Source organism: Aliirhizobium wenxiniae (assembly GCF_014201355.1).
GTDB lineage: Bacteria > Pseudomonadota > Alphaproteobacteria > Rhizobiales > Rhizobiaceae > Neorhizobium > Neorhizobium wenxiniae.
In genome coordinates this window covers 174,561-198,117 of record NZ_JACHEG010000010.1, presented here as the reverse complement: position 1 = coordinate 198,117, position 23,557 = coordinate 174,561, and the positions used below count along the sequence as shown (strand labels likewise).

The 23,557-nt window shown below is 57.3% G+C and carries 25 protein-coding genes; 10 read left to right on the top strand and 15 right to left on the bottom strand.

The features are described from left to right. Both HNQ72_RS27195 and HNQ72_RS31020 read right to left on the bottom strand, forming a co-directional pair. The coding region (locus HNQ72_RS27195; protein ID WP_183997219.1) for an FG-GAP-like repeat-containing protein at nucleotides 1-2,279 on the bottom strand (2,279 nt) is incomplete at its 3' end. 601 nt (nucleotides 2,280-2,880) lie between these two features. Continuing rightward, nucleotides 2,881-3,012 carry a hypothetical protein gene (locus HNQ72_RS31020; protein WP_280518293.1) on the bottom strand — a complete coding sequence of 44 codons (132 nt, stop codon included), beginning with the start codon at nucleotides 3,010-3,012 and terminating at the stop codon, nucleotides 2,881-2,883. Nucleotides 3,013-3,123: 111 nt separating this feature from the next. Here HNQ72_RS31020 and HNQ72_RS27190 point away from each other — a divergent pair, with 111 nt between their 5' ends. Beyond that, a complete protein-coding gene (locus HNQ72_RS27190; protein WP_183997217.1) occupies nucleotides 3,124-3,270 on the top strand; it encodes a hypothetical protein in 147 nt (48 codons plus the stop codon). 82 nt (nucleotides 3,271-3,352) lie between these two features. Here the strand turns inward: HNQ72_RS27190 and HNQ72_RS27185 are convergent, their stop codons facing one another. The 6 genes from HNQ72_RS27185 to HNQ72_RS27160 are packed head-to-tail and all read right to left on the bottom strand — an operon-like array spanning nucleotide 3,353 to nucleotide 7,143. After that, nucleotides 3,353-4,075, bottom strand: coding sequence for a DUF6602 domain-containing protein (locus HNQ72_RS27185; protein ID WP_183997215.1), 723 nt, complete (start codon nucleotides 4,073-4,075; stop codon nucleotides 3,353-3,355). A gap of 14 nt (nucleotides 4,076-4,089) precedes the next feature. Then, nucleotides 4,090-4,995 carry a CBASS oligonucleotide cyclase gene (locus HNQ72_RS27180; RefSeq protein ID WP_183997213.1) on the bottom strand — a complete coding sequence of 302 codons (906 nt, stop codon included), beginning with the start codon at nucleotides 4,993-4,995 and terminating at the stop codon, nucleotides 4,090-4,092. Then, nucleotides 4,995-5,492, bottom strand: coding sequence for an HORMA domain containing protein (locus tag HNQ72_RS27175; RefSeq protein ID WP_183997211.1), 498 nt, complete (start codon nucleotides 5,490-5,492; stop codon nucleotides 4,995-4,997). Before HNQ72_RS27175 ends, HNQ72_RS27180 begins: the two co-directional genes overlap by 1 nt. Then, a complete protein-coding gene (locus tag HNQ72_RS27170) occupies nucleotides 5,489-5,962 on the bottom strand; it encodes a hypothetical protein (RefSeq protein ID WP_183997209.1) in 474 nt (157 codons plus the stop codon). Before HNQ72_RS27170 ends, HNQ72_RS27175 begins: the two co-directional genes overlap by 4 nt. Beyond that, nucleotides 5,959-6,849: an AAA family ATPase gene (locus HNQ72_RS27165; RefSeq protein ID WP_183997207.1), complete on the bottom strand. Its 891-nt coding sequence runs from the start codon at nucleotides 6,847-6,849 to the stop codon at nucleotides 5,959-5,961. Before HNQ72_RS27165 ends, HNQ72_RS27170 begins: the two co-directional genes overlap by 4 nt. 57 nt (nucleotides 6,850-6,906) lie before the next feature. Further along, on the bottom strand, nucleotides 6,907-7,143 hold the full coding sequence (locus HNQ72_RS27160; protein WP_183997205.1) for a DUF2188 domain-containing protein: 237 nt from the start codon (nucleotides 7,141-7,143) through the stop codon (nucleotides 6,907-6,909). Here HNQ72_RS27160 and HNQ72_RS31180 point away from each other — a divergent pair. The 5 genes from HNQ72_RS31180 to HNQ72_RS27135 all read left to right on the top strand — a co-directional run bounded on the left by HNQ72_RS31180 (nucleotide 7,048) and on the right by HNQ72_RS27135 (nucleotide 10,737). Next, a complete protein-coding gene (locus HNQ72_RS31180) occupies nucleotides 7,048-7,593 on the top strand; it encodes a helix-turn-helix domain-containing protein (RefSeq protein WP_343061639.1) in 546 nt (181 codons plus the stop codon). The genes HNQ72_RS27160 and HNQ72_RS31180 overlap by 96 nt on opposite strands. Then, nucleotides 7,590-8,468, top strand: coding sequence for an ImmA/IrrE family metallo-endopeptidase (locus HNQ72_RS27150; protein WP_183997201.1), 879 nt, complete (start codon nucleotides 7,590-7,592; stop codon nucleotides 8,466-8,468). Before HNQ72_RS31180 ends, HNQ72_RS27150 begins: the two co-directional genes overlap by 4 nt. A gap of 427 nt (nucleotides 8,469-8,895) precedes the next feature. Continuing rightward, on the top strand, nucleotides 8,896-9,597 hold the full coding sequence (locus HNQ72_RS27145) for a dual OB domain-containing protein (RefSeq protein WP_183997199.1): 702 nt from the start codon (nucleotides 8,896-8,898) through the stop codon (nucleotides 9,595-9,597). Nucleotides 9,598-9,656: 59 nt separating this feature from the next. After that, entirely contained in the window at nucleotides 9,657-10,301 is a 645-nt protein-coding gene (locus tag HNQ72_RS27140; protein WP_183997197.1) for a DUF488 domain-containing protein, read from the top strand. Further along, on the top strand, nucleotides 10,291-10,737 hold the full coding sequence (locus HNQ72_RS27135; RefSeq protein WP_183997196.1) for a DUF488 domain-containing protein: 447 nt from the start codon (nucleotides 10,291-10,293) through the stop codon (nucleotides 10,735-10,737). The genes HNQ72_RS27140 and HNQ72_RS27135 overlap by 11 nt, the downstream gene beginning before the upstream one ends. Nucleotides 10,738-10,995: 258 nt before the next feature. On the opposite strand, the gene HNQ72_RS27130 is transcribed toward HNQ72_RS27135, so the two are convergent. The 3 genes from HNQ72_RS27130 to HNQ72_RS27120 all read right to left on the bottom strand — a co-directional run bounded on the left by HNQ72_RS27130 (nucleotide 10,996) and on the right by HNQ72_RS27120 (nucleotide 14,426). Continuing rightward, complete coding sequence (locus tag HNQ72_RS27130; RefSeq protein WP_183997194.1) at nucleotides 10,996-12,267, bottom strand: three-Cys-motif partner protein TcmP; 1,272 nt, start codon at nucleotides 12,265-12,267, stop codon at nucleotides 10,996-10,998. A 39-nt stretch (nucleotides 12,268-12,306) separates the two neighbouring features. Then, complete coding sequence (locus HNQ72_RS27125; protein ID WP_183997192.1) at nucleotides 12,307-13,140, bottom strand: DUF5131 family protein; 834 nt, start codon at nucleotides 13,138-13,140, stop codon at nucleotides 12,307-12,309. 134 nt (nucleotides 13,141-13,274) lie between these two features. Further along, nucleotides 13,275-14,426, bottom strand: a complete 1,152-nt coding sequence (locus HNQ72_RS27120) for an RHE_PE00001 family protein (RefSeq protein WP_183997190.1) — start codon at nucleotides 14,424-14,426, stop codon at nucleotides 13,275-13,277. A gap of 521 nt (nucleotides 14,427-14,947) precedes the next feature. Here HNQ72_RS27120 and HNQ72_RS27115 point away from each other — a divergent pair. Further along, nucleotides 14,948-15,865 carry a recombinase family protein gene (locus HNQ72_RS27115; RefSeq protein ID WP_183997188.1) on the top strand — a complete coding sequence of 306 codons (918 nt, stop codon included), beginning with the start codon at nucleotides 14,948-14,950 and terminating at the stop codon, nucleotides 15,863-15,865. On the opposite strand, the gene HNQ72_RS27110 is transcribed toward HNQ72_RS27115, so the two are convergent. The 3 genes from HNQ72_RS27110 to HNQ72_RS27100 form a co-directional block, all read right to left on the bottom strand. Next, entirely contained in the window at nucleotides 15,852-16,637 is a 786-nt protein-coding gene (locus HNQ72_RS27110) for a TniQ family protein (RefSeq protein ID WP_183997186.1), read from the bottom strand. The genes HNQ72_RS27115 and HNQ72_RS27110 overlap by 14 nt on opposite strands. 275 nt (nucleotides 16,638-16,912) lie before the next feature. Continuing rightward, nucleotides 16,913-17,836: a TniB family NTP-binding protein gene (locus tag HNQ72_RS27105; RefSeq protein WP_183997184.1), complete on the bottom strand. Its 924-nt coding sequence runs from the start codon at nucleotides 17,834-17,836 to the stop codon at nucleotides 16,913-16,915. Then, nucleotides 17,827-19,272, bottom strand: a complete 1,446-nt coding sequence (locus HNQ72_RS27100; protein WP_244654566.1) for a Mu transposase C-terminal domain-containing protein — start codon at nucleotides 19,270-19,272, stop codon at nucleotides 17,827-17,829. The genes HNQ72_RS27105 and HNQ72_RS27100 overlap by 10 nt, the downstream gene beginning before the upstream one ends. Before the next feature lie 472 nt (nucleotides 19,273-19,744). On the opposite strand from HNQ72_RS27100, the gene HNQ72_RS27095 reads away from it, so the two are divergent. Next, nucleotides 19,745-20,689 (top strand): aromatic alcohol reductase, encoded by a 945-nt coding sequence (locus HNQ72_RS27095; RefSeq protein ID WP_113125995.1) that lies wholly within the window; start codon nucleotides 19,745-19,747, stop codon nucleotides 20,687-20,689. A 58-nt stretch (nucleotides 20,690-20,747) separates the two neighbouring features. Here the strand turns inward: HNQ72_RS27095 and HNQ72_RS27090 are convergent, their stop codons facing one another. Then, on the bottom strand, nucleotides 20,748-21,173 hold the full coding sequence (locus HNQ72_RS27090; protein WP_183997180.1) for a winged helix-turn-helix transcriptional regulator: 426 nt from the start codon (nucleotides 21,171-21,173) through the stop codon (nucleotides 20,748-20,750). A 274-nt stretch (nucleotides 21,174-21,447) separates the two neighbouring features. Here HNQ72_RS27090 and HNQ72_RS27085 point away from each other — a divergent pair, with 274 nt between their 5' ends. Then, the gene (locus HNQ72_RS27085; protein ID WP_183997178.1) at nucleotides 21,448-22,350 is read left to right on the top strand and encodes an MBL fold metallo-hydrolase; all 903 of its coding nucleotides are present in this window, start codon (nucleotides 21,448-21,450) and stop codon (nucleotides 22,348-22,350) included. Next, a complete protein-coding gene (locus HNQ72_RS27080) occupies nucleotides 22,343-23,482 on the top strand; it encodes a site-specific integrase (protein ID WP_183997176.1) in 1,140 nt (379 codons plus the stop codon). The genes HNQ72_RS27085 and HNQ72_RS27080 overlap by 8 nt, the downstream gene beginning before the upstream one ends. Nucleotides 23,483-23,557 lie beyond the last annotated feature (75 nt).

Sequence of the window (23,557 nt, the reverse complement as noted above, 5' to 3'; positions counted from 1 at the left end):
CCGCCGGCATAGGCGTAGTCGGTCGTTGCAACCGTGCCGCGGCCGTCACTCACCCGCATCTGCGTCACTGCATGCAGGACCTGCGGCATGAACGTGTTCGTCCACCGTGTTGACGGCGTATAGTCAACCGACACCACACCGCCCGTCTGCAGCGTCACACTCCGCATAAGGTTCGGATTGCCAGAGCCAGACTGCGAAATCCACATCGTGCTTTTGGTCCGAAGGAAATCGGGCAAACCGTCACCGTTGAAGTCACCTGCCATACGGTTACCGGTAAGGCTGAAAGACGTCTCACGAGCGAATGCGCCTCCGCTCGCATCGAACCTGACAGACCACGCGCGCAATGTATCAAAATACTCTCCCCCTCCCGTCACGATTTCAACGCGGCCGTCATTGTCGAGATCGCGTAGGTTCGGCAACCAGTCGAGCGAAGCGGTTATGGTACTCAACACGAAGCTCTGCCCAGTGGACAACCAGACGCGACCATTCTTCCCGTTAGACGTGGAGGCGAGAATGTCGGGCAACCCGTCGCCGTTGATGTCACCGAAGGCGCATGCATAGGTTTTTACCGCCGCGGTGGTATTTCCCTGACACTGAACCGGACCGCTTATCTCTTTCCACGCGCCGTTCGTGGACCAGCGAAGCCGAACTGGGTTACCAGCAAGGAAGGCACCCTGCTTTCCATTTCCATAAACGTCGGTGAGGGTCAGAACTTCCTTCTTTAGATCGACCACCGTGTCATAGCCGTCGCCATCGTGATCGAGCGCCGCGTAGTAGGGATCCAATGCTTTGTTGCATGCGGTGGCGTAGTCGGTATCGCAGTTGGCCAACTTCACGGAAAGGTTCGACTGGACCTTCCCTGCCTTCTTCTCCTTTATCTCGATATTTTCCTGGCCTTGCTCCCGATAATAAGAATAAGCCATGGCTATGTCGCGAAATGACCGACCCTGGACAAATCTCCCGGCCTTGAAGCTGAGACTAAGGTCATGGCTGCTTCTCAATTGCAGCTTGTAATCGGCTGCAAGGCTGCCGTCCTGTGCAAAGCTCGCTATCCGGAACCCCGCACTTACGGTGCTATCGCCCTCTCTGCCTGATACGATGTGATATCCACCGTAGATCTCATCCCGACCATCGAAATTCAGATCTCCAACCTGGCTACTTATCAATGAATTGAGGGGGTAATTGTCGTAAGGCGAATAGCCGCTGTTCACCGCGAGGTTATGTGTCTTCGACGCATACGTCATCGTCGCGTTGTCGTAAGTCATCTGGCGGATGGTGCGGACGTTTGCGCCGGTGACGACACCGGAGGTGATCGTTGAGCCACGGCCGTACTGCTCGACCTTGGTCAGACGTGAGACGTTCGAGATCGGTGCCTGATCGTAGGTCAACTTGTAGGCGCTACGCAGCGCGCCACCGGCACTGACGCCGATGGTGATCAGGCGGTAGCGCGTGGTGGAAAGACTGAGGCCATTGGCCATGATCTGCCAGTCGGGACGAACCTCGTAATAGAAGTTGATGCTTGCCCCACCGCCATAGGTCACCTTGCTCGGATAGCAGACCGGGCTCTGCGGGCAGGTATAGGCGTAAGAGACCGTATTGTTATTGGTGTCGATCACCTGCGCCAGCAGGTAGCGGCCGTCATGCTGAAGCTTGTAGTCGGTGCTGTCGGCAGCAGGTGTCGTTCCGGTCAGTTCCATCACCGACTTGAACACCGAGCGGGTGCCGTCGCGATCGGTTACCGTCCAGGTGTTGGCGGCACTGTCGAACACGACCCGTTTGAAGTTCTCCACTTCCGTCACATGCGTGCCGCCAGCAAGGCAGGACCCCGCGACCATGCCAGTGGTGCACGCGACCAGCTCCTCGCCATTGAGCAGGTAGATATCGCCGGTATCATAGGCTGGAACGCCATAACCGGGTGTGGCACGCTCAATGACATCGAGACCATCCATGCCCCAGGCGTAACCGGCCCATCCCTGATACAGGCCACCAAGCCTCGTCTTGCGGGCAGAGTTGTAGCTGAGCGTCAGCTTCGGTTCCAAGCCGCGGAAGTCCGGAACATCGATGCCGATCTTCTGGGTGAAGAACCCGTTTCCGGCGATCTCCGGGATCGACGGTTTTTCGGGGGCGTTGACGGCGCGTCCGTTTTCGTCTGCGCTCGTCGCTGCGGTAGCTGCCAAAGTCGTGGCCGCCTTGGCTTTGGGCTCTGCAGTCGCCTCATCCTTGCCGCTGAGGTCGTTCTCGTCGTTCGTCAAATCTTCACCGGAAGTATCGTCGGACATCCCGACTGCCCTACCAGTTCCAAGCACAACCGACCCTTTTGACTCTCCAGTCTTTGCTTCGGTTTGACCAGCGCCGACTGTTAGATCGACCGCACGGTCATCTGCGGAGGAGGAACTTGCTACGGGAGAATTTTCACGCGGCCCAGAGGTTGACCCACCAAATTCGGGTCCAGCCGTACCGAGCGCCGACAGGCCCGCAGAATAGCGACCCAGGCTCTGGTCGGCCGCATGCGTCGCCTTTATGAGACACACATTAGTGCCGGAGAAAACGACAAGCGACACCGTGGCAGCAAAAGCCGCAGAACGCACAGAAAAGAAACGCATGGACCCCTCGAAGCGAATCAGAACGTCAATTAAAACAGCGGGATCCAACACCCGCGACCATTACAACCGCAAGACAAATCTATGGCCGAATCCAACCAAACGCGAAAAAGAGATATTGTGTCGCATTATTGCAATGCTCACCGGAGCAGCCGCAACGTAAGGCAGCGATAGAGACTAGATTTTTATGCTCTTGAACGGATATGAACCCGGGCCCAGTAGCAAGACTGCAACGTCTATGTTGCTAGCTAACTGATTTCCTTAGACTCTCGGGGGCAACTCAGCCTGTTCCGATGCCTATTTTAGCTCCTAACGCCGCGTCTTTTTTGTCGAAGAAATGTACTTTGCCATCGCCAAGTTTCACCCCGATCGTAGTGTCGGGTTTATATGCATTGCGCCAGTTCTGAATCATCACTAACTCATCTCGTAGCTGCCTGAGTGACCTGTCGAAGACGACCCAGCGGCCGGCGTGGAATTTTTTTCAAGAGCGACATTGGTCTTTATGATGCAGGAGAAGACGACGATGTACGACTACCAACCCATCGTCGAGGACCATGTCAGGCCGAATCCTTTGCTGCAGGAGGGTCAGAGGATTCCGCTCGAGAAGGAAATCGTCATCCATACAAATGTGCAGATGAGTGAGCGCGTTCCAACGGCCGTGGCTGTCTGAGAGGCCCAGCACCGCATCCTGAACCGTGATCATCACGTTCGCAGACACGGGGAGAGATCGGGACCGATCGCCGCTTTCCCCTTCATTTCGCCAGCCATTCTCCATAGGCGTCGATATCGATCATCGGGACAGTGCCGCTGAACTGCAGCCGCGAGATCAGCTTGAACAGAAACGCTGTGGCGGGCTTGTTCTCGAAGACAAAATCATATTCGCCTGTGGCGTTGCGTGCGAAATGACCATGCGACGCCACGCAGCCAATGTCCAACTGGCGGTCACCGCTGCCTTCGAGAAGGATCGATTCGAGCGCCTTCCCCATGGGCGGGCTCCACTCGCTTTCAAAGGTCAGAATTCCCCCAAAAATCGGGATCGCGGGTTTTGCAGGATAGGTTCCGCCCGCATGCGGAATCGGCAGGCTCGTGCGATGGAGCCGCCTGACGCTAGCGACCTTGTCCTGTGCGTATCTTACGAGCTGCGCGTCGGCGGTCTGCTTTGCTTCGAAGACCGCGTAGACGCTTTCGGCAGGAATAATTGTCTGGTTCTCGTAGGTGAAGATGAAAGGCGAATACTGTCGGTCGAACACCACGACGTCGATCTGATCGCTGAAGTTTCCGAGGCTGTCCACGACATGCGCTTTCGCGACGCTGTAGCGGGCGGGCAGATATTTATCCAGCAGACTGATCCAGACGCTCTCGCTCGCGTCGCCCTTGACCCCGGGATGTTGGAAGCTCTTGCGCGCCACGGCCAGCCGCGACTGGATATCCTCGTGCAACGAGGACAGAAGCTGCGAGAGAGACCATTCGGACATAGTGTCTTCCTTTCTTATGAGAGTGGGAATTTCGGGCCGAACAGGTCGCGCCAGGCTTTCAAGGCGTCGCCGTTGCGTCCCTGCTTGGCGAGATTGATGGCGTTGCGCGCATCGCGGCTAGCGGCCAGGAGAAGGTCGCGGGCCCGCTGTTTGCGGGTGGCGTCCATGCCGCCGCTGATCGGCGGACCGAGGCCCGCGGGGTCGGCCCACGTGTCGAAGATGCGGTCGGCAAGCGTCGAGAACAGCCCTTCGAGTTCATAGTCGAAACGGCCCTGCCATCCACCATAAAGACACTCGAGCGCCATGACCTCGATCAGGAATGACGGCTTCACGGGCTTGTCGGACCCGTGCCTTGGATTGTTGTTCCAATACTTGACCATGCGGACAAGACCCTTCCACTCGTTGGAGAAGGCTTGATGCGCGTCGATCGCTTTCTGGGCATGAACCTTGGGGTTCGTCTTGATCCACGTGCCCTTGTCGGTATCCGGGATTTCGTAGTCGTCACCGAACGGGAAGGACGGAACGACGTCCACGCTCAGGATGCGATAGTCGGTGTTGTCCTCGGCGTCCACAACAACACCGAAATCGACGTTGACCGAGCGACCCTGCTTGCGCACCGCCTTCTCGCCGTACTTCTCGACGAGTGCCTTGTGGAAATCATCCAAGACAACAGAGGGTGCCTTGTTACGGTACTTCGAGCGCTCGCTCTCCTTGAGCACAAAGAAGATGTCTATGTCCTTGAGGGGCTTAGTCTTGGTGTGGCGCTTGTAAGACCCCGTCAGGAAGCTGTTGGCGATCGAGAACTTGGTGTCGAGATAGTCTCTAACCTCATTCTGTCGCTTCGACGCATTCTCCTGTTCGCGGTCGTTGAGCTCGAGCCGAGACTTGAATTTGCGGAAGGCCTCGTCGGTCGTAAGCATCAGTTCTTCCTCCAGTATGCGGCGCTCCCGCCGAGACCATTGTGGTCGATCGTTGAGCCGACGTTGTGGCGAACGAACCCGGCGGTCGAGCGGTAATAGCCGTTGCTCCAACCATCGACTTCAGGATGGCCCGGCTTTGCCTGCATCATGATCCGGTAGCTGGCGTCGGAGGGGGCCACTCCCGCTTTCCGGATATGGTATTTGAGCTGATCGGTGTCGGTCCAGAACCCGCCACCGCCATTCCAGCTATATACGATGTCGATGTCCCAGCGAACGATGAGGGCGTCGGTCTTCTTGTTGAAGACTTCCAGCACGACCTTCTCAAGGTCCTGCGTTCCAAGCCATGCCTTGAGGGCACGCATTTTGCTTTCCCAGCTGCCGACCAGGTCCGACGGGTCGAGGCCGCTCAGACGGATGATGTCCTTGAGGCTCTTGAGGATATTGTCGGCCACGTAGGTGACCGAATGGGTATAGGTGTTGACGGCGACGGTGGTCATGAGCCGAGGAACCCTTTCGGATCGAGGACGAGAACGCTTTCCGACGCGGTTTTCGTCGTTTCGCTGCCGAAGCTTTGCGCGCTGTCGCGGGCGGTGATACGGCTGCTTTGCTTCTTGAGAGAGTTGTTGACCCAGTCGAGGTCATCTGCTGGGCAAGGGAGCGACACCTTCCAGTCGCCCTTCAAGGGGTCGTAACCCAAGGTGTCTTCCTTGGCGTCCGATCCGTCGATGGCGTCGTCGTCATGGAGGGTGTAGACGCGCGTGCGCGGACCGTCGCAGGTGACCACGATCGCGGCGTCCTTTGCGGCTTGTTCCGCGATAACGCTCGCCGCCGTGCCGCCGACCGCCAGAAGCTCGTTCCGGTTCGAGCCGGCGTGACCCTGCGTGAGCAGCTCGACTATCGCCTTCCAAGTGTCGAGCGCATCACGATGCGGGTTGCTCCGGAAAACGCGTGAATAGGTGCTGCTCATGCGCGACCCTCCTTCACCCGGGCCTTGTGGGCCGCCTTTGCAGCGGCGACGATCGCCGACATCGTGACGCTGCCGGGGTTCATCGCGGTTGCCTGATCGGACGCGAGAGCGTTCGCCACCATCTTGCGGATGGCGCGGCCGTCCAGTCCGACGCACGCAGTCGCGCAGTCTTCGAGACCCTTCCCGTCAACGAGCTTTCGCATCTCGGGAAAGACCTTGGCGAGGCCGCCCAGGCAATCCCGGAGGATAAGCAAACACGCCTCTTTGCCGGGGAGCGGAACCTCGAGGATGAGATCGCAACGCGAAAGGAATGCGTCGTCAACCGCCTTGGGGAAGTTGCTCGTCGCGACGAACAGGAGGTTCGGATGCTTTTCCGCGAGCGCGTCGAGCTGCACGAGCACGGCATCGGTAGCGCGGTGGACATCGACGGGATTGGCCTCAAGGCTGAGCTTGCCGCGGTCGGCGGCCAGCGTCTCGACTTCATCCAGCAGGACGATGGTCGGCCCCGCCTGCGCGGCTTCCGAGATGGCCTGTCCGAAGAGATCGGTCACGGCGCGCTGGGTCTTGCCATGCGCGGCGCTCGCCAGCGAATGGGGCTCGACTTCAAGCAGGCGGAAGGTGTTGCTGCCGAACGACTTCGCGACGCGATGGGCGAGTCCCTTGGCGAGCGACGTCTTGCCCGTACCTGGAAGACCGGTGAGCATGATGACGCCGTGCAGCGGAATGACCGAACGCGGAACCTTTGAACGAAGCGTGAAATTCAACGCCGCCTGCGACAACAGTTTCGCCTTCATGTCCTCGTCCATGACGATGGAATCCCACAGCTCTCCAAGCGGGGCGCTCGGCAGACGAGTGATGCTGTGGATGCCCTTGGGCAGTTCATTCATCGGAAATGTTTCTCGTTGGTCCATATCGGTTGCCTTCTAGGCCGCTTGGCGCTTTGGTTAGCCGCGCGGGGGATTGGGATCGCTGCCATGGCTGTCGCTGTCGGCGATGCGGCCATTGCGGTTGTGGATGCGGAGCTCGGTGCCCTGGTTTCGGCTCACCTGCCGCCCGGCAGCTACGGCCTCCTGTTTCGTGTCGTGATGGCTGCTGGCACGCTGGCCGCCGCCACGTTTGACGTCCCAGCCGCCGGAGGGGGCGGGAACGATGTGGTGGGTTTCGGGACCCTTCTTCGGCATGACACACTCCATAGCTACGCTTCTGTTCGGTATATCGAACGGAATACGGTGCGCCTTGTCAATAACATTTTTGTTCGATATATATCGAACATCGCTAACCGGTTCAACCATCTAAGGAATTCGTTAACTATGCCCTCGACCCTCGGCGAGAAACTCAAGGAACTTCGACGACAAAAGAAGTACTCGCTTGACGAACTGGCCCGACTGAGCGGAGCGAGCAAGAGCTACCTATGGGAGCTCGAGAACCGCGCGGACCGTAAGCCCTCGGCCGAAAAGCTCATCGATATCGCCCGGGTCTTGGACACTACGACCGACTACCTGGTCGATGACAACGCCTCTTTCGACGACGCGCAAGCCAAGGAAGTGTTCTTCCGGAAGTTCAATACGCTAGACGACGCCACCAAGGAGCGCGTCATGGACATGATTGATGTCTGGAGCCGGAAGAAATGAAGCTGCCGACGACATGGGATGGGTGGGCGACCAGGGTCTCGGTGTATGCAAAGGAGGGGAAGAAGCTGCTGGGCTTGCCGCGGTTTCCGATCAATATCGAGGAGATCGCGCCACACTTCAGCCGGTCGATCTACCCGAACGAACCCATCACTTTGATACAGGGCGAAGACTTCGGAGGCAAATTCGAGGGAGCGTTGTTTCCGAACGAATCGAGGGATGAATGGGCGATCCTCTACGACAAGGGACACTCGTCGAAGGGGCGCATCAACTTCACCCAAGCCCATGAATTCGCTCACTATCTCGTCCATCGAGGTTTGACGGACAAGCCTTTTCATTGCTCGCGCAGTAACATGTGGGAGTGGAATACCGAATATGGTCGGATGGAGGCGGAGGCGAACAGCTTTGCCGCCTTTGTCTTGATGCCGCCCGACGACTTCCGGGAGCAAACAAAAGAGTTCAGGAAGCCGACAATCTCGGATTTCGAGGTCTTGCGAGACAGATACGAAGTGTCGATTACGGCTGCGGTCTTGAACTGGCTCAAGAACACCAAGACTCGCGCGATGATCGTCGTCAGCAGGGACGGTTTCATCGATTGGTCGTGGGGAAGTTCTACCCTTCTCTCTTCCGGCGTGTACTTCAGGGCGAAGACCGTGACGACACCAGTGCCTGATGTCTCGCTAGCGGCACTTGGTCCCTCACATGGTCTCACTGCGATCCAGCACCCTGCAGGGGTGTGGAACCGCTTTGAGCCTGTGTTCGAGTCGACCTTGTTTTCCGAATATCACGAGATGGCCATTTCCCTACTGACCTATCCCACCAGTGGCCCGACGCGTCGATTTGAAGACGATGTTGACGACGCCCTTGCAGCGCGCTGAAAGCGTCCGTTGGCTGACGATACGAACCCTGCCTCGAAGTAGCGGTCTGCGGAAGAGGGCAACGGCTAGACGCACCGCGTCAGGCCTAGGAACCCGGCCCCCAAAAGCCGTCGCGAGCGCAGCCTAGAAAAACCGACAGGAGCAGATACGGTGCGGCCGCAAGGTGCACCACGAACCGGAACTCGCCGTTTGCGGTCAAGCTCTAGGTCGAAAGCAACAAGTCGATCTCGCAGCTTGCCTGAGAATTGGACTGCGGCACGGCTAAGGTCATCGAGCGCGCGATCGCGGCACTGAAGAAAGAGAAGAAGGCCAACAGCGTTAAGATTAAGGCATTTCAAGCATATTTGGCGCAAAACTGGTTGATTAAGCGCATTGTGTGGGGACTGGCATTTGATTTAACCTCCCTGGTTGTGGGCAGGGAAAACAAATGACGAAACCAGCATACTTGAAGACTATCGTGTGCCTAGCCGCTTCACGCAAACACTCGGGAAGATGCATCGCAGGAAAAGTATTAGATGGCGATGAAGTGGGGACATGGATCCGTCCTGTGAGCAAGCGGCCTTCCGGCGAGCTGAGTGCTTTGGATTGCAGATATCAGAATGCTGTCTCGGCGGCATTGTTTGACATCATCGAACTTCCTATAATCGGATCAGCGTCACACTCCTTCCAGATTGAAAACCATTTCAACGACGACAAGTTTTGGTGGAAAAAAAAGGGAGAAGCCAGCTGGAAGCAAATCGGAAATCTGGTCGATAAGTTTACCGGCCCGATCTGGGAAAATGGTTCATCGAGCTATAACGGCAGGTCGGATCGAGTGCCTGAAGATCGAGCTGCGCAGGCTGTGATCAACTTTGGAAGCTCACTCACGTTGATAGATGTGGGCGACCTCGAGATTATAGTGCAGATCGAAGGGGCTGCATTCAATAATCCGTCTCGTCATGTGAGAGGGCATTTCACCTATAGTGGGAATCAATATCGTATGATGATCACTGACCCTAGTATAGAGGCTGAGTTCTTCGCCAAGACAGATGGCACCTACCGTATTGGCAGGGCGCTGCTTTGCTTGAGTTTAGGGGAACCGTACAGAGGCTTCGCATACAAACTTATCGCGGCCGTGTACCGGCCCTGAGACAGACGAGCGTAGATTTTTTACAAAGCGACCCGCTCGATTGGAGATTGTGAGATTTCATGAAAAACCCAAACCTGGAAATCTTCACGATTGGACACTCTACAAACTCTTATGAGGATTTCTTGAGTCGTCTCCGCCGGACACATGTAACCGCAATTGCGGATGTCCGCAGTTCCCCATTCTCGCGGCATTTCCCCCATTTTAATCGTGACGCTCTTAGGTCGGAACTTCGCCTAGATGGAATAGCATATGCGTTCTTAGGTGATGAACTTGGTGGCAGGCCGAAAGGTAAACAGTTCTACTGTGACGGTGTTGCCGATTACGAAAAGATGGCGCAGGCAGATCACTTTCAAAGTGGGATCGAACGCGTCACAACAGGCGCATTGAGTTACAAATTGGCCCTAATGTGTTCAGAACATGACCCACTCGACTGCCATCGTTGTCTCCTCGTAGGGCGAGCTTTATCTGAGAGGAACATTTCAGTTCAGAATATTCTTGGAGATGGCCGGATAGTTTCGCAGAAGGCGATCGAAGATCGACTTCTGAACATGAGTGGTCAAACAAACAGTGATTTTTTCCAGACAGCTAAAGATCGCCTAACGCAAGCGTACCGAGATCGATCTATGAAAGTTGCTTACGCCGAAAAAACCACAGATCGTGCTGCAAGGACGAAAGCCAAGGACAACTCGCCACATGCCAGTTAACATGACGACAATCGGGTTTACAAAATCCAACGCAGAGAACTTTTTTGAACGTCTCAAGAAAGCTGGCGTCAAGAAGCTCATCGATGTGAGGCTACATAATACCTCGCAGTTAGCTGGTTTTGCGAAGGCAGACGATCTGGCCTATTTTTTAAAACAAATTTGCGGTGTCCAATATGTTCACCAACCTGTGCTTGCTCCGACGGACCAGATGCTCAAGGCTTATAAAAAAGAAAAGGGGGACTGGAGCGTCTACGAAAACCAGTTCATCAGCCTAATGGCTGAGCGCAGGATCGAAACGCGACTCAAGCCTGAGATGTTCGATGGGTCCTGCCTGCTTTGCTCAGAGGCTACACCTCACCACTGCCATCGAAGGATTGTTTGCGAGTACCTAAACGACAAATGGGGCGGCGGTACGCTCCAGGTGAGACACCTTTGATGGTCGTTCCTACAGCCGCGGTATGCCGCTGTAGGACGAGATCGCTCGTTCGCCAGCTAGAGCGCAAACCGAATACAGATAAAGCGACAGGTCAAGCCTTAGACTGTTTCTGCATCACCACATCGTTGAATTGCTGCACATAAAGAGCTACCATAATCGCAATCCTTGCATCGCGATCTGAAGGACACCGATGCCTTATAGAGAGTGCCAACGAGGATGGCGGAGTAGTTAACGGATAAGTGGAACTCACTCCGAAAATTAAAGAGCCCGCGCTGGCCACAAGCGGGTTTGCTGAGAGATACCTATAGTGTCTCTATAGATCGGAGAAGATGTGCGCTTTGGCGAATTCGCCTCGTTCCGGAGATCCAATTCCTTCTCCCCGACCAGAAGCGCCGTGACTTTGTCGATATCGCTCAGGCGTGCAGGCGTCTCATTGGCGATCGATGTCACGAAGTCACCGTAAGATACGGGTGCGTCACCATGCGTATCGCGGATCCGGCGTAGGAAGTCGTCGGCGAGCCGATCCTTCATAACTTCCTCGTCCTTGGGTCCAAACCAAAAATCCGGAGCATTGCCGGGATCGAGGTTCGGATTGAAGCCGAGCATTTCCAACCCACCATGCCCCTGGTGCAAGGATTGGTTATTGATCAGCCAATGGCTGTCGACCATCACGTTCCTGGCCTTCAGGTGGTTCGAGAGATGCACCAGCCATAAATCCTTCCGAGCTTCTTTTGATCGTAGGAAAAATGGGCTTTGGAATTTCGCGCCTGTCATGCCGGAGATATGTCGCAACAGCAAGCGTTGGATGACATAACGTCCACCATGCTCGCCCTTGTGGCGAAGGAATTCGCGGAGCTGATCTTCGGATATTTCAATCGGCGCAAGACGGTTGACGGTTTGAGGCTTTTCGGTGAGATAATCGATAAGCCAGCCGACGGCGAAGGTGAGGATGCACTCACCCGCTGAGAATTGAAGTATCTTTCGAACAGTTTCAAAGGCGACGTCCGAATAGCCTTTTTGATCCAGGAGGAAGATCGAGCGCCCTACTCCGCCTCGCGTGCGTTGCTCGATCCTGCGACAGATATCCGGAAAAACGACCTCGAACTTTGCGTGATGAAGGAATATCGAGTTCCCGATTGCAGCAAGGTGCCCTTCCTTAGTCAGTTCCTCGCGAAGAAAGTCGACGTGGTCCTTTTTGCTATCGACGAAATGATACTCGGCATCGATGGTGAGCGACTTTGTCCGCCCAACATTTGCTTTCTCCTGGGCCTTGTTTACAGCATCCAGGAAGAGAAGTGGTGTGCCGCGGATAAGCTCGCCGGCATCACTAAATCGACCACCGCCGCAAAATCCGTCAACCAGCGTGATGCGCTGCCTATCCTGGGCGTGGCTGACAAGCGTTGCTGGGAAATAATTTTGAAGATAGGTCTCAATGAGACGCAATTTTGCGCCGCTGTGAGCGCTAAGGGGCGGCAGCTCACCGCCCAGCTTCCATCCAAATTCGGCGATCGTTGCGACTCCCCATGCCAACCAAGTCTAAGTTGCGTTCGACATGTAGAGCTGTCAAGTTCAGGCGGCCTTTTCTACCTTTTCGCAGCCTTTTGGAAACTGCCTCACCAGCCGGCCATCAACAAGACCTCCCCCTTTGCCATGGGGATCAACTTCTTTGACTTGCGCCAGCGACATTCCCTGCTCTTGCACAAGCGGATTATTGCCAGGCGCTCCCCATTGTTTGTGAAAAGCTGCGATACCGTATTCCTGACAATCGGCAATAATATCTCGCGCCCATTGGCTCACCATAGGGCGAGCGCGCGGGCCACTTTCTCCGCCACAGATAAGCCAGTCCGGCCGCGGATCGCCATGTGATATTCGAAGCGGACCTATCGCCGGCTCGTAGGACACAAACCAGACGCGAGCGGGGATGAGGGAGAGGAATCGCTTCCTTTGATCAAAACGGGATTGATCCTCAGCGGTGAAGCCCAGCCAGACATTCGGATATCCCTTGCTGCCCCAATCGGCCGGCAGCATTCTCTGGATATTTTGCGGGCGCTTGGTTAGCAACTGCCAATCGAGCGATGGAGTCGCCCGGATGACTTTGAAAAGATCTTCACGCCACTCGGGATCCGCTTGGTTATCGAAAACGTCGGCAAGCGAAGCACAAAACACGCGCTGCCTGCGACCGTGAACGCTCGCAAATTCTGCGGCCTTGCGCTGCCACATATGCGGAGCTTTCCAGTAGCTCTCTGTCGTGCGCTTGCGCGGCGAGTTACCCCATTTCACTTGGCCGGACCGCTTGGCCCAAGCCTCGGCATAGCAGTTGTCGCAACCTGGGCTGATGTTGGTGCAGCCGGTCCACGGATTGAAAGTGTGGTCGGTCCATTCGATTGTCGAATTCATCGCCATGGTGACACCTCTCGCCAAAAAACTGCAAATCGCCTGGTGATTCTACTTTCGTTCTCTCCTGTCACAAAATGATTAAGGTTGTGATCGCCTATTTAATAGGAGCGATACCATCTGGTCCGCCTGAACGCATGATCTTAAATCACTCCCCACGCCCGAAACCTCCCCCTCCCCGTCATCTCGCGAAGGCCGAGCTCCGAAACGATCCGCCGCGCCGCCTGCGGCGTGACCTCGAGCGTTTTGGCCACCATCGCGGCCGAGACGATCGGTTTTGCCATGACGAGCTCGACCAGCTCCGGCAATTTGGACGAGGTCCGTCTCCCCTCGAGTTTTCGCTCCATGAGCGTGCGCGCCAAAACGAGCCGGTCATGTTCTTTCATCCCGATCTCGGCGGCCGCCAAAAGACCGTGGGCGATGGAGAGCAGCCGCGTCTCGCGATCGCGATGCCGACGTCGATCGACGGGAATGCTCTTGAGGCCAAGATTGGTCGCGGCGAGATGATTTTGCGTGGTGATGCCGGCTTCCCGCAGGATCGACGCCGCAAACAACCGGCCGAGCCAGGGCGCATGCTGGAGCACCAAAATTTCGTTCCAGGCATCGAGGGCAACAATCGCGCGAAGCACTGCCGGCAATTCTCTGCCCTGGCGCAAAACGCCGCGCCATTCTTCGAGCCGGGCATCCTCGTCCCAGTCGAGATCGTAGACCAGCGGATCCTTTTCGGTTCGGCTGGCCGATGCACGGCTGCCGTCGGCGCGGCCGGGCCGTGTGGCGTCCGCGATCGCCGCGTTGGATCGAGCCAATACCACATCAATAGCGGCGATATCGACACCCGGGAGACCGACGCCATCATAGTCGTCCTCCCCCTCCTCTTCCAGATCGATCGAAGGGACAGGCCGAACAACGCCGGCCCTCTCCGCTTCACTTGCACCGACGTCCGTGATGTCCGACGTTTGTCGCAACGACCGAATACCGTCGGGCGATAGTGCCCAGTTGGGCAACTGGCTCCCAATGCGCCGGCGGGTGCGCAATACGTCGCGGGCGATGGTGAGCTCGTGGGTGGGGGTGCGGGTATCGCGAAACGCGTCGTGGAGAACAAGGTCTTCGAGATGCACGAGCTCGCCGTCGATCCACAGCGAGGCACACGCATCGGCAAAATGCATGCGTTCGACAAAGCCGGTTCCGACCGGCGAGCGGGCAATACGCTCGTCGAGACGGGTGAGCGCGACGCCGGCGTCGAAAGCGGGGCCCACCAAGTTTGAAATGCTGATTTTCGCGAGATCGTAAACCATTGATATTATGGTAAATGATTTCTTATAGGAACGCTATTTGTATTGTAGAGTTCTCCAGTGGGTATGATTGCTGGTTGAGGTTCTAACTATCGATAAGTATCGCTTATCGGAAGTGATTGATTTCGAGTCGCAAATCATGGTGTCGGTCGGCCTGGATGAGCGGAAACGCCTGATTTTCCGGCCTTTCAGGAAGATTTGGGCGAGGATCGGCGGAATAACTGCGGCTGTTAGAGCCGCGTTGAGCGCTCATCTCCTCTCGAGCTGAAGCAGACGTCCCAAGCAATCTCTCCCTCGGGCGGCGCTTCTTCCCTCTCCCCTCTCCGGAATGCCCTAATTTCCTGCATTTCCGCCTCAGATAGCCACCAGAATGCATTTAACGCAGTTGATGGGTCTGCGCCCATTTGCCATCGCGTGTCGAGTCTGGCGAGGCTGCATTTGAGCTATAAAACATGCTTGCAACTGTTCATTTTCTCACGCATTCCTTATCTGTACATAGCACTTTGAAACCACGCGAGAAAACCATGGCAAAACGGCAAGCCGCCAATCCATCGCCGGCCTCGAAACGTCTTATCGGCTACGCGCGTGTGTCGACCGACGATCAGGTCCATGATGCGCAGATGGACGAGTTGCGCGCCGCCGGTTGTGAGCGGATTTTTCAGGAGCACGGATCCGGCGCATCACGAGCTCGACCGGTGCTGACAAGGTTGCTCGGAGACCTGACTGCCGGCGATGTGCTCGTCGTCGTCCGCCTGGATCGCCTAGCCCGCTCTGTCAGCCACCTGTTGCAGGTGATCGAGGACCTTGAAGAGCGCGGTGTTCATTTCCGATCAATCCGCGATCCTATCGACACGTCCACGCCACAAGGGATGTTTTCCCTCCAGGTGCTCGGCGCCGTCGCACAGCTCGAACGAGCTCTGATCGCCGAACGAACCAAGGCAGGCATCAAGGCGGCAAAAGCCCGCGGCAAGCTGCCAGGTAATCCCGGACTTCGTGAGCGGCGACCAGAGGCGATCAAGGCGGTGTCGAAGGCACGAGAAAAACTCTATCTCGACGAGCTGATCTCCTCCGCCCAAACCTGGCTGCCGATGGTGCGGCAGCTGCGGCCCCAACACAGCTGGGACAATGTCGTCCGGGTACTCAATCGCCGGGGCCATGACTGGACGGTCGAACGGCTGCGCCGCGCAGTGCATCGGATGGTCCGCGAGAAGCTGGTCGATCCCGAGCTTCTGGCGCGCTCGCCCCGTCGTGCCCCGGAAGATCACCTGATGAAGCTCGTTGCAGCGATTGCCATTGCTGATCCCGGCCTGTCACTGCGCGATATTGCCGCCCAACTGGATCAAATGGGTGAGCGGCCGGCGCGCGGTGGGCGGAAATGGCAGCCTTCCTCCGTTCGCCACCTGCTGGATGAGGCACATCGGTTTGGCCTCATTCGTCATTGAGGGCGCGGAGCATCAGCTTGCCGATTGCCCGGTTTCTTGCGCGCCCTGCTTTGGATGGCAAAGATTTCCAGCCTTCGCTTTGGATAATGCCGCGTGCCAACTGCCGGTATTCGGTTTCCGCACGGAGATTCACGACTGACGCCGTCCGCGTTGGTGGAGGTGCCTGATGACACTCTTCGGTCGGCCCTTGCTCGAATTGCCGAAAGGCTTCGCGAACGGAGGAAGAGAGCGGAACCGTTTTGGGAGCCACCTGAAAGAGGAGGTTGGCAATGGTCGTAGTGGTGATAGCTCGCCATGCCGGTGGAAGGCTGGCCAGCGGCGCCGCGCCTTTCGCGACTGACGGCCGCTGACCATAAGGCAGTGATAAGCCCAGCGCGGCGATGTATGGCATCCCCTCCGGCCGAGGCGACCAGAGAAAGCGGCTTGCCGCGTCGATACGTTCAAACTCCGACCCACCCTTGCCGATAGCCTCACCTACCAACGAAGCAACCTGCAGCAGGTCTGTTTGATCGCGGCGCGGGAACCGCCGCGCCGAGACAATCGCATCGCAATCACGGCAAAACAGTCTGACAACGCCAACAGGTGTGGACCGAAACTGAAACAGACCACTACGGAAACACCCACTGCAGTTAATCTCGAGGCCAATCTTGTGGCGGGGGCAGGCAACTGCTTCGACACATGCCCAAGATCGCCGGCAATAGTGATCCCTCCCCTCTTCTGCGTCTTCATCCAGGCATGTCGGACAAACGCCTCGATGGGCGGGATCGCTCACGAATGAAGCCCCGCTGCGCCCGGTATTTTACAAAGACAGCCGCTCCAGATCGACTTGACGCAGGCGACAGGCAAGCGCCCATAAACGGGTTGCGGGCTGGTCGGCCGAAACATCGTGGCGAAAGAGATGCGGGTTAGGGCCTACCGAGCCCCCACTTATCCAGTTTTCCACCTGCCGAGGTGAGCAAGAATAATGGCTCGACACCCGCCAATGCCAACAGCTTAGGAGTTCATCTTCAAAGGGTCGTGGAGCCAAAGCCAGCAGCCGCACCGGTCTCACTGGGTTGCACGTCGCTGCAGGCGGCCTTCAGTGCGCCGCGCCATCGCAACAAGCGGCAGGATCAAGTTGTCGCCGTCGAAGCTCTCCAAGGTGATCGCCTCTTTGCCATTTCGGACGGCTTCGACGGCAACTGTCTCGATCAAGCGAAAAATTCGCACCGTGACGCCGTCGGTCATATCCAACACCTTGCGACGCAACGCTGCGGTCCCGAGCTGTGATGGCTCGCGTAGAGGCAGTATGCTCCCGAGACTTGCGAGCAATTGGGCGAGCTGCGGCGTATTGGACCAGCGCTTCAGGTAAAAGGCCTCAAACCTTTCGGCAAGCTGCGGATCCGTCAACAACGCCTGCCGGGCGAGATCGGTGCCTGCGCAGATCAACGGCACTTTCAGATCGTTCGCCAGAAAGCGGATTACGTTGAGGAAGACCCGTTGCTGCCGATATGTCCCCGTTAACATGGCATGGATCTCATCGATGATCAGCATCCGTACCCCTATCCTTCGCATCAAGGTCCGGCACGTGGTCTTCAGTCGGTAGGTCGCGTCTCCACTTGGACCTGGTGCACTCAATGCATTGAGGAGTTCTCCGTAGACATCGCGCTCGACGGGTTCGGCCGGCATCTGCATCGCCACGACCGGCATGCTCGTGACACCCGTTCCACGATCGAAGACGGGCTGGTGATCCCGAAGAAATTTTCGAATGATCTTGGTCTTTCCCATACCAGTATCGCCGTAGAGAAGCAGACAGGGCATTCGGTCCCTTGGCGGATAGGTGAGCAGATCCTCAAGCCTCGCCAGCGCGGCCCTCGCATCGGCTGTTTCCAACCAACGATCAGCACGGATCCAGGCGATCCGTTCTTCAATCCCCATCTCGGCATACTGGCGATAGGCAGGCAGCAGATGGGAATATCCCGTCATGACCATTCCTCCACCGACAAGGGCGCCAAATCGGAGAAATCCTCGTCGTCGGCATCATCCGTCAGTTCTGCCTCGTTCCAGTCTGTCGCTGCCAGCGCTCGCGACCGTCTTTCGGCTCCGCGGCGGATGCTTCGCGTTTGGCGGCTTGCCCCCTCGACAAGCTGACGTTGGGCTTCGATGGTCTCGAAAATCAGATGCTCATCGACCGATTGAAAACCACGGGCCCTCAAAGCGGCCACGGCTTGCCGGTGCTCCCCGAGCGTGATCCGTGGCCGGCTGAGGTCTGCAAACCGAACCGGCCAGTTTTCGCCGTTTGGCCCGTCGACGAACACGCAGGAAATATCCCGAGGATCGTATCGGACGCGCATCTTATCCGGCGCACCGGTCCATGGGCTCAGGACATCGTCCCAATATTTGAGGCCGAACAGGTGCAGTCCGTCTCGACGGATGACGCGTTCCTCGAACGGCAGGAAATCCAGGACGAACCGATGTTCGTCGTAGGGAAGCCGCAGAGGCCCCCCACGCGAGAGGACGGCATCTTCCCAAGCCAGCCGAGGCGGAATCTTTAGCGCACGGTGGACATCGGCGTGATAGCGGCCGACGATCTCGAGGGTGAGCCATCGCTCCAGCTCGTCAAAGGTCATGACAGCATGTTTTTGAGGATCGTAGTCGCCACGAGCGCTTATATCGCTCGACGTTGAGCCGGGCAGAAAGTGAACGGCACCCATCATCGTGCCGATAAGCCGCTCGATATGGCCACCGTAATGTGGGCGAGCAACCGGTCGATGGATGAGCTTTATGCCGTGCTCGGCCGTTCCCCAAGCAAGTGCCTTTCCCCGAAACTCCCGAGCATTGTCGAGATGAATGGCGGTGGGCAAACCATAGACAGGCCAGTCGCCGACCACGTTTTGCTCCACGAGCCAGGAAGCCTTCGGCAAGACCATGTGCCGGATGGCCAGGGCGACAGATGTTGACGATGGGTGCTCAAGGCTCAGATAGAAGCCGACCACCATGCGGCTGGCGACATCTATCGCCAAGGTCAGCCAAGGGCGCTGCAATGGTTGGCGGTTTACAGCGTCAACAACAAAGAGATCGACCAACGTGTGATCGATCTGCACGACTTCCAGCGCGTGCACGACTGAATACTCATCGACAACCGGCACGTATTGCTGACGGGCGACGCTAGCACCCTCACGGGCTTTGGCCAACTTCCTCTGGTCGGAACGATCAATTCGAACCTTCGCGGCCTTCCAGGAGGGCGCAGATATGTTTCGTTGACGGCAAATGAACCGGACATGATCATGGACGGCGGTGATCGTCGGTCGCTCGCGGCGGCAATAGATTTCTTGGATGGCGCAGCCGACTGCGTCTTCCTGCTCCGACAACAGCAGCCGCCTTCCCTTCTTCGAACCGGGCGTTTCATCCAGCAATGAACTGGTCACCGGCTTTCGCCGGAATTGACCGAGCAGCTGATAGAACCTTGTGGCTTTGAGACCCAACTCCCGGCACGCGGCAAATCTCTCCGCGGCGCTCAGTTTCTTTTCGAACGCGAGGGGCCGAATGACGGCCTCGCGAACCACAGCCTTTTGCCAAGCTGTCACCCTGTTGAGCATCTTGTCAGGTGTCTGCACCATTGGGGCTTCCTCGCCAACGTGTCTGCTTCGCCTTGGTCAATTGCTGCAGATGACAGGATGCTCCCCAAGAATGACAGGTGAAAGACGCTTGGTCTCGGACGCCATTCTACCGAAAATGGCTGCTGTCGTCCAAAGAAGACATGCCGTCACTCGACAAAGAGAAACACAACGGATCGCTGTCCGTCATCGTTTTCGATGGAGTATCATCCGTGTGCCTTCTTTTACTGAGATTCAATATCGCCAATTAGAGGCCTCATTCGATTTGAAAGAGGCTTGAAAAATGAATGACTTCGTTTCCGGCGTGAAATCACGCAACATCCTCGTGCTCGGTGCAGGTGAGCTTGGGATGCCTGTCCTGCGCAATCTGGCTAGCCGCGCAAAGGTCATCGAAGGAGCAAAGATAAGCGTCCTGCTGCGCGCCAGCGCCGTGGAGTCCAGCGCGCCGACAAAGCAGCGGGACGTCCGCGAGATCCGTGACTTGGGCATAGAGATCGTCATAGGCGATCTGGTGAAGAGCTCAATCGACGAGCTGGCATCCCTGTTTTCACGGTACGATACCGTCATTGGCTGCACGGGCTATGCGGCGGGGATCAACACCCCGATGAAACTCGCCAAGGCGGCGTTGCAATCCGGAATACCGCGCTATTTCCCTTGGCAGTTCGGCGTCGATTTCGAGGCGATCGGTCGAGGCGGTCCGCAGGACATCTTCGACGCGCAGCTTGATGTCCGCGAACTTCTGCGCTCACAGGATAAGACCGAATGGGTCATCATTTCCACCGGCATGTTCATGAGCTATCTCTTCGAGCCGGAATTCGGTGTTGTTGATCTGGAAAAGAACGCCGTGAAAGCCTTGGGCAGCTTCGATACGGCTGTCACGGTGACGACGCCCGACGACATCGGCGTACTCACTGCTGAGATCGTCTTCTACGAGCCGACCATCAGCAACGAAATTGTCTTCCTGGCAGGTGATACCGTTACCTATGGCGAGCTCGCTGAAAAGCTGGAGGCGGGTTTGAACCGGCCCTTCAACAGGTCCGAATGGACTGTTCCAGCTCTTATGGAAGAACTGGCAAATGACCCCCAAAACATGATGCGCAAATACCGAGCAGCCTTTGGCATCGGGCGCGGAATGGCATGGGACAAGGCCAGCACTTTCAACGTGCGCGAAGGCATTAAGGTCACGGATGTGTCCGATTGGATTAACGCGAACCTTCGCAGCAACTAGATAGCCCTAAGCACCCGGCGTACTCAGCGGTCCTAGCCGAGCGGCCGCAGCCCTCATATTAAAACATCTGCCAGGAAGGCTTCTCTGGCGGACGAGAATCATAATCCTCGCGTGATTTTCGAAACAGGTCGGAATTCTCCACGACCCATGTCCAAAGTGGGATCATGCGAATAAGAAGACCCATGCCCAATTCCGTGAGTTCATATTCTACGCGAGGTGGCATCTCAACCAGATCGTAGCGCGTGACGAGACCGTCTCTTTCCAGTTGACGCAGGGTACGGGTCAGCATCCGTTGCGTGACACCGTGCATTCGTCTTCCAATTTCCGCGTGTCGAAGCCTGCCATAAACCCCGAGAGTGTGTATCACGCCGAGCGACCATCTATTTCCTGCGTGCGTTAGAACCTCTCGTCTAACTCCGTCTTCGTCCTCGCGAAGGCCGTCGCAAACCGCTTGAGAGTAGCTAAGAATTTCTTCTCTGGTCATTTTTCTTGTGTCCGGTACCCTTTGTTCGGTCTTATCAGCCTTTAAGCTGCGTCACACCTCTCCCTTTGAAAGATTGATTACGCTAACCTTGCATGTCCGTAACGGGGAATTCCGGCGAATACGGAAAATTCCAATGATCCTGGCAGGCAATAAACTGAATTATCCCAACGAGATTGATTCCGCTTAATCAAGCGGATCGACAAATGGAAAGTCGGCCCAAGAGACGGTCCCAGCGCCGTCGTAAACCGCTCGATCTGGCTTCGGAAAACGCAAAATGGATCCTACCGTTAACCTCGCGACCTATCCCGGCCTTGACGCGCGCATCGTCATCCTGAGAGCCGCTGACGAGGTCGATGCCGTCTTCATCCGCACCGAGCGGTGCAATGTTTTGCTCGACACACCCGCGACGCCCGCCCTATGCCGTCAGGCGCTCGATCGTCTCGCCGGGCATATGGCAGCAGACCGGCCTTTGCTGGTGATCAACTCACATATGGACTGGGATCATTTCTGGGGCAACGCTGCGCTTGATCGCCGCATACCGATCGTCGCGCACGACGCAGCGCTGGAGCGACTCCGTCAGCCCGCCGCCTTGCAGATCCTGGACGAGAAAAGGCAGGAGCAACGGTTTCGGGACGTCGAGATTTTCGGCCCGACCTTGACCTTTGGCGGAGAAACCATGACGATCCATGGCGGCGACCTCACCCTAAAACTTATCCATACCCCCGGACACACACCTGACCATGTCGCCGTCTGGATCCCGCAAGTCCGCACCTGCCTGGCGGTCGATGCGGTTGAATTTCCCATTCCCGAAGTCTGGAGCAGCAATCCTGCCGACCTGCGCGCTCTTTGTGCGTCACTGATGAGGATCCATGGCCTGCAGGCCGACCATGTCGTGCTTGCCCATGGTCAGAGCGCCGATCCCGCCGTTGTCGATGCCAACCTGCGCTATTTTTCCAGGTTACGTGACCGCGTTGCCGGCCTTTCCGATATTGGCGTCGATGCCTCGGTTTTAGCCGGCAGAAGCGATTTTCAGCTACAGGACCTGGTCGCCATGCCGAAGCACATGCCGGACGAGATGCGCGCCTTCTACGAAAGCTGCCATCGTTCAAATCTTGCCGCGGTATTGGAGGCATGCAGCGCCGGCGTCGAGTTTATCGGAGACGATTTTGATGCGTAAAAAGCTGACCGGGGTCGAGGCCCGCGCCGAAGAACTCGACACGATTGCCGCCGTACTGCCGATGGAGCGGCGTGACGAACTTGCCGAGCTCTTGACCGATCAGGATGTCGAAACCCTGCGCCATCTGGTCAACGAGGGCATGGGCGAGAATACTTTGCGCGCCCTCACCTCCGATCTGGCGTATCTGCAGGCCTGGTCCCTGGCGGCCACGAAAAAGTCGCTGCCGTGGCCGGCGCCTGAGGCGCTGCTGTTGAAATTTGTTGCGCATCATCTGTGGGATCCAGCCAAACGGGAAATCGATCCGGACCATGGGATGCCGGCAGAAATAGAAGTAAACCTCCGCGGCCAGGGTTTTCTGAAGGTGGTTGGCCCGCATGCACCCGACACGGTGCGCCGACGCTTGGCCACCTGGTCGACCTTGACGAAATGGCGAGGATTGACCGGCGCCTTCGCCTCCCCTGCCCTCAAATCTGCGGTGCGGCTCGCCGTCCGAGCCACGCCGCGGCCGCGTAAAAGGAAGAGCGCCAAGGCGGTCACAGGCGATGTGCTGGCCAAAATGCTGGCCACCTGCGCGAGTGGCAGTCTGCGCGATCTGCGCGACCGGGCGATCCTGATGGTGGCGTTTGCCTCCGGCGGCCGGCGGCGCAGCGAGATTGCCGGCCTGCGCTGCGAGCAGCTGACGGTCGAACCGCCGCTCGCCGTCGAAGGCGCCCCTCCCCTCCCCTCTCTTGCCATCCATCTTGGGCGCACCAAAACCTCGGGCGCCGATCACGATGAGGTTGTTTATCTCACCGGTCGACCGGTTGATGCGTTGAGTGCCTGGATGACGGCAGCCGGGATCGAGACGGGGTCCGTCTTCCGGAAAGTCGATCGTTGGGGGAACGTCTCGAAGCGGGTGCTCGATCCGAAATCGGTGAGCGATATCGTAAAGCAACGGGCGGCGCTGGCCGGGCTGGAGCCGGGGGAGTTTTCGGCGCACGGATTGCGGTCCGGGTACCTGACGGAGGCCGCCAATCGGGGCATTCCACTCCCCGAGGCCATGGAGCAGTCAAGGCACCGGTCGGTTCAACAGGCCTCAAGCTATTACAACAGTGCTACAAGGAGGAGCGGCCGGGCGGCGCGGCTACTCTGATGACGAATCCAGACACGCCACGGATCCTACGCCAGTTTCCCTGTTGCACAGATAGCCCGATGGTTATCGCAGAGC

Bases quoted from the DNA above. Each gene is read 5' to 3' on its own strand.
- HNQ72_RS27190 (WP_183997217.1), top strand. From the start codon at position 3,124: ATGTACGACTACCAACCCATCGTCGAGGACCATGTCAGGCCGAATCCT.
- HNQ72_RS31020 (WP_280518293.1), bottom strand. From the start codon at position 3,012: ATGATTCAGAACTGGCGCAATGCATATAAACCCGACACTACGATCGGG.
- HNQ72_RS27175 (WP_183997211.1), bottom strand. From the start codon at position 5,492: ATGACCACCGTCGCCGTCAACACCTATACCCATTCGGTCACCTACGTG.
- HNQ72_RS27090 (WP_183997180.1), bottom strand. From the start codon at position 21,173: ATGACCAGAGAAGAAATTCTTAGCTACTCTCAAGCGGTTTGCGACGGC.
- HNQ72_RS27165 (WP_183997207.1), bottom strand. From the start codon at position 6,849: ATGAATGAACTGCCCAAGGGCATCCACAGCATCACTCGTCTGCCGAGC.
- HNQ72_RS31180 (WP_343061639.1), top strand. From the start codon at position 7,048: ATGGCTGCTGGCACGCTGGCCGCCGCCACGTTTGACGTCCCAGCCGCC.
- HNQ72_RS27125 (WP_183997192.1), bottom strand. From the start codon at position 13,140: ATGGCGATGAATTCGACAATCGAATGGACCGACCACACTTTCAATCCG.
- HNQ72_RS27080 (WP_183997176.1), top strand. From the start codon at position 22,343: ATGCGTAAAAAGCTGACCGGGGTCGAGGCCCGCGCCGAAGAACTCGAC.
- HNQ72_RS27095 (WP_113125995.1), top strand. From the start codon at position 19,745: ATGAATGACTTCGTTTCCGGCGTGAAATCACGCAACATCCTCGTGCTC.
- HNQ72_RS27120 (WP_183997190.1), bottom strand. From the start codon at position 14,426: ATGGTTTACGATCTCGCGAAAATCAGCATTTCAAACTTGGTGGGCCCC.
- HNQ72_RS27170 (WP_183997209.1), bottom strand. From the start codon at position 5,962: ATGAGCAGCACCTATTCACGCGTTTTCCGGAGCAACCCGCATCGTGAT.
- HNQ72_RS27105 (WP_183997184.1), bottom strand. From the start codon at position 17,836: ATGGTCATGACGGGATATTCCCATCTGCTGCCTGCCTATCGCCAGTAT.
- HNQ72_RS27150 (WP_183997201.1), top strand. From the start codon at position 7,590: ATGAAGCTGCCGACGACATGGGATGGGTGGGCGACCAGGGTCTCGGTG.
- HNQ72_RS27135 (WP_183997196.1), top strand. From the start codon at position 10,291: ATGCCAGTTAACATGACGACAATCGGGTTTACAAAATCCAACGCAGAG.
- HNQ72_RS27115 (WP_183997188.1), top strand. From the start codon at position 14,948: ATGGCAAAACGGCAAGCCGCCAATCCATCGCCGGCCTCGAAACGTCTT.
- HNQ72_RS27185 (WP_183997215.1), bottom strand. From the start codon at position 4,075: ATGTCCGAATGGTCTCTCTCGCAGCTTCTGTCCTCGTTGCACGAGGAT.
- HNQ72_RS27085 (WP_183997178.1), top strand. From the start codon at position 21,448: ATGGATCCTACCGTTAACCTCGCGACCTATCCCGGCCTTGACGCGCGC.
- HNQ72_RS27180 (WP_183997213.1), bottom strand. From the start codon at position 4,995: ATGCTTACGACCGACGAGGCCTTCCGCAAATTCAAGTCTCGGCTCGAG.
- HNQ72_RS27140 (WP_183997197.1), top strand. From the start codon at position 9,657: ATGAAAAACCCAAACCTGGAAATCTTCACGATTGGACACTCTACAAAC.
- HNQ72_RS27145 (WP_183997199.1), top strand. From the start codon at position 8,896: ATGACGAAACCAGCATACTTGAAGACTATCGTGTGCCTAGCCGCTTCA.
- HNQ72_RS27160 (WP_183997205.1), bottom strand. From the start codon at position 7,143: ATGCCGAAGAAGGGTCCCGAAACCCACCACATCGTTCCCGCCCCCTCC.